The organism is Aeromonas sp. S16(2024) (assembly GCF_041403065.1).
GTDB lineage: Bacteria > Pseudomonadota > Gammaproteobacteria > Enterobacterales > Aeromonadaceae > Aeromonas.
This window is the reverse complement of the sequence record NZ_JBGLQX010000002.1, coordinates 57,237-70,126: the sequence shown is the minus strand read 5'-3', so window position 1 is coordinate 70,126 and position 12,890 is coordinate 57,237. Positions and strand designations below refer to the sequence as shown.

The window sequence follows — 12,890 nt, the reverse complement described above, 5'->3', positions numbered from 1 at the left end:
TTTTAGACATGTTGTTTCCTTACTTTTTTGTTGCCGCTTTTGACGGGGGTACTGAAACGGTTTTTTGTGCTCGAGCGGTGAAACTGTCTTTACTCACACCACCTCCGTTACTCCGCGCTTCAGCACTATGGATACGGGATACGGCTTCTGTGGTCATTGGTTTTTTGTTGTTGCTCATCATAGATCTCCTTGTTATCTCCAGTAGACTTACTGGATAGCGATAATGTATGAAAAACGAAGCCATCTAACAGGGGGAAAAAAATGGAAATTTTTCAGAGTTATGGCGTAGAACGGAGTTGTAGTGGAGAGATGTAGTGGCCGAAAAACTGATCCCGTTTTCAGTCTGTGTTCACTAACTCTCGGTTGCTTTACTCCGGAGTCGCCAAGTTGAACAGGTCTGGATAAGGTGATCACCAGAATACGACATTGATGAGAACTGTATCTCTTATTAGATTTCAGATTCAGATTTCTTAAAATTTCACGCTAGGGGAAAAGAGGTGTTGTATTTATTTTTTCTCCGCCAGTGAATGAAATCGTAACTCTGTCACTCAGCATTCATCTTATTTAAAATGGTTTTCTATATAGAGCACATTTTATCCTGAAATACAGATTTATAGTGAGATGTAAATGAAAGCCAGAATGAAAAGATATGATTCTTGAGCATCTATAAGATAGCATCGAAGGCTACATTATATGCATAACAAGGCTCGCCCTCAGTGCGGACTCGTTTGGGGTTTGTTAGGTGTGTCTGGTTATAATTAATGGCATCCCATTGTACTATCTTTGGACAAGATACTGAGATGAGTATAGAAGTGGTTAATATTGCATATTTAGTCACTAAATGTTCATATTTTAATGAATTTTCTGAGTTATCTGAGTGGTAAGCAGGTTCAGTAAGAAGAGATGTGGGAGTGTCTGCCACAATATGGCAGCGCCAAATGTTAATTGCCATATTTTGGCACGGATTTTTGACATTGAGATAGTAGTTTCATTCACCTAACAGATTGTTTTTTAAAACTCTATTTTTTAATGAGTAGGGTTTGTGTACAAGATGAAATCATAGCTGTAAGCATGTCAAAATCTGGAAAAATCTCCGATAAAAATTGCCATAATATGGCAATAGCCTTTTATATGCCATCAAACAAACCTGGTCATAAACTTGCATTGAGGATGGCATTTAAATGGACGTAGCTTTGTACGTGTGTGGATGTGGCGTTGTTGCCTAAATCAGCCTGACTTCCCCAGACCCTGATGGTCGTGACACTCGGGGCTTTCTTACTGGCAAACCAAGGTTGTTCAGTTTTTTTAGTTTGTTTATCGCGCTCACATACGCCATCACTTCTCCTACCTGACCGTTGTATTTTCGTAGAATGATTATGTCCACCATCAACTTTGAACAGCGATATCGTTGTTTCTACCAACGAGCGATTGAAGCGCCTTGCCTATGATGCAGACTTGAAGGGGATGGTGGTGATCGGATCACCGTCCCTTCAGTTCGTTCCACTCAAACTGCCATCGATTTGGGCTACAGCGCCTTTCTTCGTCCATCGTAATACTCATGCCTTTGATCTCCATTCATTTGGACCTGAGCAGGATTTCAGTGGGTCATTACAGGGCATGCTATACGGCAGCTGGCTTATTGGGCTGAAAGAACGATATGTTGATTGATTTAGGGCTTTTAGTTGTTGATATGTGTTCCAAGCTAACTTCTGCCTGAAAATGTGACATGTGAATTTATACACTCCTTAAAAGGTTCAGGTATCCTCTGTATGATGGTTCCACTAGGCACTTGTTGGTTTTTTTCAATAAGTTAGTACGAAAAGCAGCCATCTATAGAACATGAGGATTCTATGCTCCACGAACAGGTATTTCTTAAGGAAAGTCTTCCCCGTATCGAGTCCATTTGGTGCTCATACAAGTTTCCTCATGAGGAATTGGCTGCATTAACAGCTGAGCTAAGCCGGTTTGCGGTTCGACTGCCCCTGATCGGTTCATTCAGTGCTGGTAAGTCGTCCCTGATCAACTTCTTGCTCGATGAAAGCCTCCTCTCCGTTGCCGTCAACCCCGAAACCTGCCTGCCAACCGAGCTTCACTTTGCTGATGATGAATTGCTTATTCTGCATCATCCCGCCAAGGAAGCTGTGCTGCTGGACCGTGCTGCACTTAAAGCTCAGGATTTTGGTAATGTTGAAAATGGCTGCTGGGTTGAGGTTGCGATTCCTTCTCCGGTACTCGCTCGGCTGGAAGGCATGACACTGGTCGATATGCCGGGCTGGGAGTCTGGCATCGAGCAACACTCGGAGGCCATTGATAATTACCTGGAACGTAGTTCTGCATACTGCATCGTAGTGAGTGTCGATGAAGGAGGGCTCAAGGATAGTCTGAAAAAAATTATTGAAGAGCTGGCCATTAGTAAGAAGCCGATGATGCTGGTGCTTACCAAATGTGACAAAAAAACGCCGGAGGATGTAGCAAGTGTACTGACTCAGGTGAAGGATGAAATTGAAGCCATCAGCGGGACACCTTTGCTCTCCATCAGTACGGTAAGTCGTAAAACCAAGTCAAGTGGTGATACAACGGAGGGTTGGGCGCGTGCATTGCAGCAATTGTTGCCGCTAAACGAGGTGTTCTTTCATCAACGTGTCGGTATACGTGCAGAGCGGCTGATCGATACCTTGGTACGTCATCTACAGCAATTGCTCAACAGCGAGAACCTCACGATTGAAGAGCTCAAAAGCAAGCAGGCGCTGTTATGTCAGCAGCAGGATCAGCTACGCCATGATCTGCAACGAACTGAACAGCAGTTACAGGAACAGGTTACGCCCATTGCCAGCTTTATTTGTGATCAGTTTTCAAGTCGACTGAAAGCACAACTCGAAAGCCTCGCCAGTAGCCTGCTCTATCAAGGGGATATCAATGGTACCGTCGGTGCGTCCCTGCGCATGGCCTACGCGACAGGTATGGAAGAACGACTCAAACCATTGATCAGTGGCAAGTTAAGCCAGCTTGAGCGTCTCGCTGAGGTTTCGTTCGGTGAACTGAATTTTTCACATGATTTCCAGTGGGAAGGCAAGGAGAGTGGCATGTTCCAGGATGTGCTGAGTGGCCTGTTGCCCCTGGCATTGGCTGCTCTGACACGAATACCTGCTTTGATGATTTTCGCCCCGATCCTTAAGTCCATTCTCGGATCATTGTTTGACAATGCCGCAGAAGAGATGGCTAAGCGCGAGCAAAGGGAAGAGGCGCGTCAATACGTGCTGACGACCTTGATCCCCGATTGTCTTGCTCAGGTTCAGGTGCCAATTACCGCAGCGCTAAGTAAGAGCATTGAGCAGGTAATGGGGCAGGTGAAGATCGACGCAGATCGCAATATCAGCCATCTGCAACTGTCGCTGCAGCAATTGGCCGAGCAGCTTGCAGCCGAGCAAGAAACTGACGCCAAAAATAAAGTTCGTTACCAAGGTGAACAGGCTGAACTGGTCGTGTTACAGACCAAACTGAAGGAGTTTGCCCGTGGCTGATCACCTGTGTACCCAATTGAGTGAGCAAACGGTGCGTGAGCGCTATGCGCTGCTTAGTCAGGCTTGTGAATCTACTGCTGGCACGGGTAATCAGCAGCTTGAGCAGCAGTTACAAGCCCTTGAGCAAATCATTGAGCGAGATCTGCCCGCTCTGGCCCGCAAGGGAAGCCCGGATAACATTACCGATCTGCTGCAGGCTATGCGGTTGGAGATGACTCGTTTTCGCGAGTTCTGCGAATACCCGGCCTTGCCAAGCAAGGTGGTCGTGGGACTGGGCGGGAGCTTTAGCGCGGGTAAATCATCCCTTATCAATGCGCTGATAGGTGATCGCAAATGCTTGGTCACCGAGGTGGACCCAACCACTTCACTCCCCACTTATTTGGTGCAGGGGAAAGGTGAGCAGACCGAGGTTCATGCTATCAACCTGTTCAATCGGGTAGTTTCTTTAAGCCATGAGCAGTTTCGTACCCTGACCCATGATGAGAAATCCCGCTATGGTAGCCAGATCAGCAGCCTGCTCAAATCGGTCGTCGTCGCTCATCCGGCGCTGCCGTGGGGCAATTTGGCACTGCTCGATACCCCGGGTTACAGCAAGGCTGATCAGGTTGGTAGTAAGCGTACCGATGCCAATTTGGCTCGTGCCCAGCTAAATAGCGCCCAGTTTATCGTTTGGCTGGTACCGGCGGATAAAGGCACCATCACTGAGGAGGATATCGCCTTCCTTGGCACACTGAATCGTGCCATTCCCAAGCTGGTGGTGATCAGCCGTGCTGACAAGCATCCGGCCGAGGAGATCGAGCAGATTGTGGCACTGGTGCGTGACACCTTGGCCAAACGCGGGCTGTCTGTGCTCGATGTGATCCCCTTTTCCACCCGCCCCCGCTCGAATTACAGCGCCGAGCCGTTATTGGACTATTTTGCCCAGTGGAATAAGGCTCAGCGTGAGCTGGGTTTTGTCCAGCAGTTCAAACGCCAGTTTATGGGCTATCAGCGCTTTATTGACGATAAAAAGCAGGAAGCGCAACGCCAGCTCAGCAAGTTCAATCGCATTCTTGCCTTGAGCAATGACGGCGATGTGCGGAATGACATCAACAGCCTGCAACGCAAAATCGAGAATGAGCTGGATCAATTGGTGCAGATAGCCAAGAGTTTGGCTGAAGTGCAGATGCGCTTTTTCACACAACTCAAACAACTCGGGGATAGCGTCGGTATTATTTTAGCTGAGCCTAGTGCTATGAACCTAATTGAGTTAAAACCTACAAATTTTTCAGATATGCTCAAGCGGCTGACAAGTAGATAAACCTTGAGTTAATTTTAAGTTGTATTGTTTTTGATCTTCATTAAGAAAGGATTAAATAAATGGAAGAGAAATTTTTAGAGTTTTTAGAAAACATTGGCTCTCCAAAGCTGTACATTTATGACTTCATCCCGAATGACAAGCTTGATAATGCTAGAGAATGCTATTCTATACCCAGTTCTGAAAAAATCCTTGGGCTGATTGATACTACATTTTGGGGGTCTGCAAAAACAGGAATTGCCTTTGGTTTGAAAGGTGTTTACTGGATGAATTTAGGTAAATACACAGAGCATAATTTCATATCATGGGGAGACTTGTATAACAATATGTCAACCATTGACTCGTCTGATAGTACTATTTGGTTTGAACCAAATTGTGCCATTGATATTAATATGTCAAAAATAAAGCCAGATACTTTTGTTGAATTGATCAAGAAGTTGGCTGGCTGTTATTACTTTAATGCACGTTCAAAATCTACTGATTTATATGTCACTGTTAATGAAAATGTATCTTTGGTTGAGGGGGATAACAAAGATACCATGCCGGTAGGAACAAAGGATGATTCGTTAAATATTGTGGAGAAGTTCGGGGTTTATGATTTGTCCAATAAGAGTGAAGCTGTTCGCTGTCACTATAGTGCCTTGTTATTCATGATTATTTTGGATGATGGATATATAGATGAGCGACAGCAGATAAAGCTAAATTGTTGGCTTGAACATCTAAAGCTCAACGGGCGTCAGGCAGAGTTGTGTGAGTTGGCTTATAAATTATCCTCTCAGGATAGTTTAGAGGAGGTTATCAACTTCTTAATTACGCAAGACCCACGGCTTGGAAAGTCATTACTGCTTGATGTGAGTTTGTTTACAAGTATGGTGGAGTCCTCTTCTACTAAAGTTTCTTCACACTTAGAGATGCTTGCTAAAGTGTTTCTGATAAATGATATGGAATTAGACGACATCTTATATTTAACTGCATTTATTCTTGAACAGTCAACAGATGGCTTGTGTAAGCCGCAACCTGATATAGATTTGTCACCTTATCATTTGTGGTTGTCAGAGCATCAGCAAATCTTGCTTACAAAGTCTCTAGGGAAATAGGCCAAACATTTATTATTTAAAATGGAATCAGTTCACTAAACTAAAGGGGTTTCCCGTGACTAATGCCGTGTTTACCCAAATTGATGATCAAGCGATACGTGAGCGTTATGCACTGATCTGTCAGGCTTGTGAATCTGTTGCCGGTGAGGGCAATCAACAGCTTGAGCAGCAGTTACAAACCCTTGAGCAGATTATTGAGCAGGAGTTGCCCGCGCTGGCCCGCAAGGGAAGCCCGGATAACATTACTGATTTGCTGCAGGCTCTGCGGTTGGAGATGACCCGCTTTCGCGAATTCTGTGAATACCCGGCTTTGCCAAGCAAGGTGGTCGTGGGGCTGGGGGGAAGTTTTAGTGCGGGTAAATCGTCCCTTATCAATGCGCTCATAGGGGATCGCGAATGCTTGGTCACCGAGGTGGACCCAACCACTTCATTGCCCACTTATTTGGTGCAGGGTAAGGGAGAGCAGACCGAGGTGCATGCCATCAACCTGTTCAATCGGGTGATTTCTTTAAGCCATGAGCAGTTTCGTACACTGACTCATGAGGAGAAATTCCGCTATGGTAGCCAGGTCAGCAGCTTGCTCAAATCGGTCGTGGTGGCTCATCCGTCGCATCCTTGGGACAATCTGGCTCTGCTCGACACCCCGGGTTACAGCAAGGCTGGCCAGGCGGGCAGTGAGCGTACCGATGCCAATCTGGCTCGTGCCCAGCTCAATAGCGCCCAGTTTATCGTCTGGCTGGTACCGGCGGATAAGGGCACCATCACCGAGGAAGATATAGTCTTCCTTGCTGGTCTGGATCGTGCCATCCCCAAGCTCATCGTGTTGAGCCGTGCCGACAAGCATCCGGCAGAGGATATCGAAAAGATAGTGACACTGGTACGTGGCACTCTAGCCAAACGTGGTGTGGTTGTGCTTGATGTGATCCCCTTCTCCAACCGCCCGCGTTCGACGTACGGCGTTGAGCTGTTATTGGACTATTTTGTCCAGTGGAATAAGGCTTGCCGTGAGTTGGGTTTTGCCCAGCAGTTCAAGCGCCAGTTTATGGTTTATCAGCGTTTTATTGATGAGGAAAAACAGCATGTGCAGCGGTTGCTTGGAAAGTTCAACCGGATTTTGGCTTTAACTGACGATGGGGATATTCAGGATGATATCGGCAGTATACAGCGCAAATGCAAAGTCGAGTTGGTACAGCAGGAACAGATGGCCGAAGAGTTAGTTGAAGTTCAATCGCGTTTCTTTTCTCAGCTAAAACAAATAGGTGATCGTGTAGGAATACCTCTTCCGGAGCCGGATGAGCTTAGCCTACTTATACTTGAACCAATCAATTTTTCCCATTTGTTGTTACAACTAGTCGATGAATGGGGAATAGAGGCTGAGGTGTGTGATCCTATCTTGTGGGCAGCACTAATGCGTTCCCAGCACATACCCAGCATGGATAAAATATTACGTCGAGACAGCCCTTCTTATACTGCACTTTTTGCGCTAAAAGTGTGATTGAAATTGCAACTGACAGGAACGTAGCTATGAACAAAATACCACTATTAGTCATGCTGGATAAAATTAGGCCAGAATTGGAACCTCTTGCCAGTCACTATTTGATAGAGCAAGAAAATATTGCTAAGAATCGTTATTTGACTTTGCTTGCGGCAAATATGTTAGAGCTGGGTGGACCGAGTGAGGTGCAAATAAGACTGTTTGAAATGTTGCTTGTGTCCATGAAAGCAGAGTTCCCAGCCAACTTCTATCTGCAGCAAGCGACATCTTTGGATAGTAGTGAACTTAAAGAAATCATCTCTTTTATGAAAATAGATGAGGGTGTGAGCAATGCTTACTTGTTTGATTTGATAGTATTGATGCGGATAAGTTGTGCATTGTCAGAACAGGATGTTCAGCGATTGTCACAGCAGTTTTCAATATTGTCGGTAAATGAATTGCGAGCTCGTAGAATAATTTTTTGGGCCCTTAAAATGATGATGGGGGAAACAACTTTCGATGAAAACGAAATGGCTGATGATATTATTCCAAACGTGATTGTTGGTTATGATTACCGCATTGGCTCAGTTAACAAATTTCCGAATATAGTAGGCTGTGTAATAAACTCTGGTGTTATTTCAGTTAGTCATACAGGTTCTGCTGCAACTGTTTACAATCAGGTATCATTTCCCGCCTGCCTTATTACGAGAGTATATAATGGTTTTGGAAATTACGAAATCTGGTGTGTAAATGAAGGGATGAAAAGTCCAGCTATAAGAGTAATCGCTTACTTAAAAGGGTTGAACGCATGGTGGCCTATGTTTGAGTCCATCGACGTAGGTGTCAAACCCGCTATATAATACAACGCAGGAAGTAAGGGAAAGAATGCTTTTATACCCGGCGATTTCTTTTTGAGCGGTGTGCCAAATGATTTGTTTACGCTATATTCATATGGCGATGTAAAAGAGGTATGCATGGAACAGTATTTTAATGACATGTCTGAGTGGGATGTAAAATTCCCCATTGAATTAATGGGGCTGGAAAATATTAAAAAAGACCATGCAGCTAAACTTTCCCGCTGGCAGCAACAGGAGCAGACCCTCAATATCGGTATTATGGGGCAGGTCAAAGCGGGGAAAAGTACCTTCCTTAATGCGTTGCTGTTTGATGGCCGCCCGATCTTGCCAGAGGCGGCCACGCCCAAGACAGCCAATCTCACCAAGGTGGTCTATGGCGAGCGCTATAGCTTGCAAGTGGAGTATTACAACCAGTTGGAATGGCAAGAGATAGCGAATTTGGCCGACCGGCAAGGGGATAGCGATGAATTCAAGGTCGCCCGTGAGCTGGTGACAATGGCCAGAGCCTCTGGGTTGGATATGGCTGAGCACTGGCAACGTTTTTCAGATAACGAGGCGACCGAGATCCTGTTTGCCGAGGATGTCGCGGGTCTTCAAGGGTTGCTCAATCAATACGCCGGCAATGATGGCCGCTACACCGCCTTGGTTAAATCGACCATTCTGACCCTGCCGAGTGAAGAACTTAAGGGTTTTGAGGTAGTGGATACCCCCGGCATGAATGACCCGGTGCAGAGTCGTTCTCAAAAAACTCGCGACTATATGGCTAACTGCGATGTGGTCTTCTTTCTCTCCCGCTGCAGCCAGTTTCTCGATGAGTCGGATGTGAGTTTGCTTAGCGAGCAGTTGCCAAACAAGGGGGTGAAGCGGCTGGTGCTGGTGGCCGGTCAATTTGATTCCGCCATTCTGGATGATGGTTATGATCGCGGCTCTCTGGCCGAGACCGAAAGCAATATTCGCCGCCGTCTGCAGCGAGGAGCCAGTGAGAAAATCGCAGAACTGGTCAAGCTACGCCGCGAGCGTGGCCAAGATCGGCTGGCCGATGTGCTGGCACAACTGGCTGATCCGGTTTTTTCCAGTACCTTTGCTTATGGCTTTGCCCACTGGCCAGAGACGAGTTGGGGGCGCAGCATGCACCACACCTATAGCCAGTTGCAAGATATGGCTGAAGAGTGCTGGGGCGAGCCTATTAACCAGCCGCAGTGGCAGCAGATCGCCAACTTTGCTGCGTTAACGGGGGCTTATCAGAAGGCTCGTCAGGATCGTCTGCCGCTTCTGGAGCAGCAGCGAGCAGGATTTGAGCAAGAAACCGCAGAGCGCCTCCGTCAGTGGCGCGATGGTTTGGCCGAGCGGGTGACTCAGCGCATGACGCTGCTGAAAACTCAGGATCTGCAATCCCTGACCAAGCAGCAACAGGGCTGTGATAAGCGATTGTCGGCAATTGCCAATGAGCTGCGAACTTTGATTGAGGGAGTGAAAACTAAAGCGCAGCAGGATAGCCGTGCCATGTTGGGGCAGCTGGATTCGGACCGTGGACGTTTCAGCCGTCTGCAAACCCGTACCGCTACCCATGAGGAGGAGCGCTACCGAACGGTCAGTGACTCCACATGGTATAAGCCTTGGACATGGGGTGATACCAGAAGGGAGTATTACACTCGCACCGTCAGTTATGACTACCTCAGTGCATCTGATGCTATCGAACAGGTACGTGACTATGGCCACCAGTGTGCCGAGCAGATGCGTAACCATATCAACCGACTTATCTCTCCGTTGGAGTTGAAAAACAGTTTGCGCAAGGCACTGCTCAAGCATCTAGATACGGGCAATGAGCACTTCAACCCAGCTCTGTTCAAGGGGACGTTGGAGGGGGCGATCAACAGGTTGGCTCTGCCTACTCTTGAGTTATCACTTGGAGATGCTACCGCCATTATCCCCTTCAGTGGTGAGCTGAAAGAGCAGGGGGAAATGAACAGGCTACGAAGTTATCTGGATCAAGCCCTCTCGAATGTTTTCGCACAGCTGGAAACGCGATTGAAACAGGGGGTAACTGAGGTAGTTGCGCAGTTGGATCACTTGCAGACAAGCATCCAGAATGATCTGACTCAAGATATTCAGAATGAACTGGAACTGGTTCGTCAGGGCTTGCAGCATAAAGAGCAGGAATTGGCCAATTATGATCAATTGCTGACTCGTCTTGGCACGATGTAATTTGGGGTCTTTGATTGGAAAAGGCTCCCGCCATGGCGGGAGCCTTTCTTGTTGAGTTCTCTTTGCCGGATGTGATGAGTGCAGGGAGCGCCACTAGCGCTGCAGCACTTGCAAATCCGCACTCTTGAGCTTGAAGGTACAACCTTGCTGGATGAGCTCCTCCCGGTTGGCCAGCACCAGCGGGTAGAGCAGGGGATGTTGTTGGTGTTCGCCGTTATAGCTCACCTGCATCCGCTCCAATGCGTAATGCACCAAAGGGATCCGTTGGCGGATCAATAGCCCGTTCCCTGTCATGGCATAGTCGCTGGCAATGATGGCCTGCTGACCCTTGCTGAGTCCCGGATTGGGAACGACTATGGCTGTCACCTGAGTGTTCCACTCCAGATCCTGATCCCGGCCGTGAGGGGAGGCATCCAGCAGATCCGGTTCGTCCCGAAAACGACTCATCACAAAGTCCAGATATTCCCCTTTCTTTTCGCAGTAGGCACGTACGTGCCAGCGGATCCCGTCATAGACCAAGGTGTGAGGTACGATATTGCGGCCGCTTTGTTCCTCTGAGCTGAGGGATACGTAATCGACATCGATCCGCAATTGGCCACGAGCGGCTTGCACCAGGCCCCGCACAATCTTGGGGTCGATATGGCGATTGGGCACATCCAGGATCTCGATATGGCCGTAGCGCAGATCCATCAGCGGCAGCGTTAACAGGCCCGCTTCATGTTGGCGCTGGTGCTGCTTTTCACGGTGCAGCAGCATCAGGTACTCGTCTACTTTTCCCTCACTAAAGCGCGGCACAAAGTGCCCGGTGGGTTTGTATCCCTTCAGGCTTTTGTCATAGACCAGCCCCTCCGGGGCGTAGTGGGTCAGGTAGTGGTTTATATCCCGTGATGCCTGTTGGCGGCCGATATTGAAGGCGGTCATCAAATGATTGGTCGTCAGCCGCCCTTCCCACTGCAATACGATTTCCAGCAGACGAAAGCGCAGGGTTTGATCCCAGGTAAGCTCTTTGGGTGCCATACGTGCTCCAAAATGCGACATGTTTATGTAACCAGTATCGGCATGAGTATACAGGCTACATATAATGAGTCCATCTAAAGCGGCACCCAAGGAGAATGTCATGAACGGCAAACTGGATACGACCTATAGCCATCATGCGTCATGCCGGATGCAGCAACGTGGCATCGCACCCGAGCTGGTAGAAATGCTCCTGCAGATCGGATGCTCTGCTTATCACAAAGGGCGAGAACTGGTTTATCTCGATCGAAAAAGATTGGCAATATTGCAAGCCGAGTGGGGTTTGCCTGCGGAATTTTGCCAGCGTCTGCGTCGTCACTATCTGGTGCTGCAGGGCGGCGAGATTGTCACCGTTGGCCACAAAACCACCCATTTCAAACGCGATCGTCACTGAGGCACTATGAACCAACATCTGGTACCGGGTCAGGGGGATAGCCCCCTGATCAAGGGAATTGCTTGCCTTCTGTCAGCTGAGCGAGTCACGGAGCTGAACTCTTTACTTGGCAATGGGATGTCTCACCAAGTTCGTGGGGCATCACCGCTGGCGGTTGTGACCGCATTGGCGATCCGTATCGAGCAACATCGGCTGGATCGCACGTTACTACCCATTTACCACGGGCGTGAGCAACTGATGGCCGGTGCGGCCGACTTGCTGGGGAGAGAGGCAAGTTTTGAAGATCAGGATGCGTTTCGCCTGCTGGCGCTGCTGCTCGACAAATTGCTGAGGGGAGGGGGTGGTAGTCGTCAGGTCAAGCTGGATGGGCTCACACCTAGCGCTATGGAGCAGCGGGCACTGGCGGCCATATCCCCGAATACCGGTGCCGTAGTGCGCGGCAGTTGGCGGCGCAAGTCACGTAATCAGTTGGGTCATGCTAGCTGGCTGGATGTAGTGGAAGCGGCCCTTTGGTGTTTCTGGCATGGTGACTCCTTGGAAAGCGGCGAAGTATTGCTCGGTGTGTTGTTGGGTCGGGATGAGCGAGTAAGGGGGGTCTATGGTTTGCTGGCCGGGGCTTTCTACATGAACAAGTCAGCTGGGTGCTGAAAGGGCTGTTTGAATGTCATCTCAATGCATTGAAATATAACTGAAAATTAAACTTATGCAGTTTATGGTCACGAACTTCTGCATGTCGTGTTTCACATATGAAACAGCTGAACTGGCCTTACTTGTTTTTTTGCGGCCAAAGCGGATGAAGTCCTGACGGTTAAGTTACTCAAACGAACACCGTTACTATCTGTAGAAATGGTCCTCAAATTTCATCATGTCCCAATTGTGTACCACGTTCATCAGCGTCAGAACCATAAACCTTTATAAATCAGTTCATTAAAAAACACATATTGCAAAACGTGGAAGTAGAAGGTGGGCTCGCTGCCGGGCTGTGCTGTTTTGCTCATGTTGCTCGAGGTGAGGTGTCCGATGGCGGCGCC

The 12,890-nt window shown here is 48.1% G+C and carries 11 protein-coding genes; 9 read left to right on the top strand and 2 right to left on the bottom strand.

The features are described 5' to 3' along the window. Positions 1 to 19: 19 nt before the first annotated feature. Positions 20 to 178: a hypothetical protein gene (locus tag ACB030_RS02150; RefSeq protein WP_268435568.1), complete on the bottom strand. Its 159-nt coding sequence runs from the start codon at positions 176 to 178 to the stop codon at positions 20 to 22. A gap of 1,214 nt (positions 179 to 1,392) precedes the next feature. Between ACB030_RS02150 and ACB030_RS02145 the strand changes: the two genes are divergently transcribed. The 7 genes from ACB030_RS02145 (at position 1,393) to ACB030_RS02115 (ending at position 10,451) form a co-directional block, all read left to right on the top strand. After that, positions 1,393 to 1,668 carry a hypothetical protein gene (locus ACB030_RS02145; RefSeq protein WP_371157651.1) on the top strand — a complete coding sequence of 92 codons (276 nt, stop codon included), beginning with the start codon at positions 1,393 to 1,395 and terminating at the stop codon, positions 1,666 to 1,668. A gap of 182 nt (positions 1,669 to 1,850) precedes the next feature. Further along, positions 1,851 to 3,521, top strand: coding sequence for a dynamin family protein (locus ACB030_RS02140; protein ID WP_371157649.1), 1,671 nt, complete (start codon positions 1,851 to 1,853; stop codon positions 3,519 to 3,521). Continuing rightward, positions 3,514 to 4,821: a dynamin family protein gene (locus tag ACB030_RS02135; RefSeq protein ID WP_371157647.1), complete on the top strand. Its 1,308-nt coding sequence runs from the start codon at positions 3,514 to 3,516 to the stop codon at positions 4,819 to 4,821. Before ACB030_RS02140 ends, ACB030_RS02135 begins: the two co-directional genes overlap by 8 nt. 59 nt (positions 4,822 to 4,880) lie before the next feature. Further along, positions 4,881 to 5,915 (top strand): hypothetical protein, encoded by a 1,035-nt coding sequence (locus tag ACB030_RS02130; RefSeq protein WP_371157645.1) that lies wholly within the window; start codon positions 4,881 to 4,883, stop codon positions 5,913 to 5,915. Positions 5,916 to 5,970: 55 nt separating this feature from the next. Continuing rightward, entirely contained in the window at positions 5,971 to 7,410 is a 1,440-nt protein-coding gene (locus tag ACB030_RS02125) for a dynamin family protein (RefSeq protein ID WP_371157643.1), read from the top strand. Between the two features lie 29 nt (positions 7,411 to 7,439). Continuing rightward, entirely contained in the window at positions 7,440 to 8,249 is an 810-nt protein-coding gene (locus ACB030_RS02120; RefSeq protein ID WP_371157641.1) for a hypothetical protein, read from the top strand. A gap of 114 nt (positions 8,250 to 8,363) precedes the next feature. Next, on the top strand, positions 8,364 to 10,451 hold the full coding sequence (locus ACB030_RS02115) for a dynamin family protein (protein ID WP_371157639.1): 2,088 nt from the start codon (positions 8,364 to 8,366) through the stop codon (positions 10,449 to 10,451). Positions 10,452 to 10,544: 93 nt separating this feature from the next. Here ACB030_RS02115 and ACB030_RS02110 read toward each other — a convergent pair whose 3' ends face one another. After that, positions 10,545 to 11,468, bottom strand: coding sequence for a WYL domain-containing protein (locus tag ACB030_RS02110; RefSeq protein WP_371157637.1), 924 nt, complete (start codon positions 11,466 to 11,468; stop codon positions 10,545 to 10,547). 100 nt (positions 11,469 to 11,568) lie between these two features. Here ACB030_RS02110 and ACB030_RS02105 point away from each other — a divergent pair, with 100 nt between their 5' ends. Both ACB030_RS02105 and ACB030_RS02100 read left to right on the top strand, forming a co-directional pair. Further along, positions 11,569 to 11,859 (top strand): DUF4258 domain-containing protein, encoded by a 291-nt coding sequence (locus tag ACB030_RS02105; protein ID WP_371157635.1) that lies wholly within the window; start codon positions 11,569 to 11,571, stop codon positions 11,857 to 11,859. Between the two features lie 6 nt (positions 11,860 to 11,865). Continuing rightward, positions 11,866 to 12,507, top strand: coding sequence for an ADP-ribosylglycohydrolase (locus ACB030_RS02100; protein WP_371157633.1), 642 nt, complete (start codon positions 11,866 to 11,868; stop codon positions 12,505 to 12,507). The last annotated feature ends 383 nt before the right edge of the window (positions 12,508 to 12,890 follow it).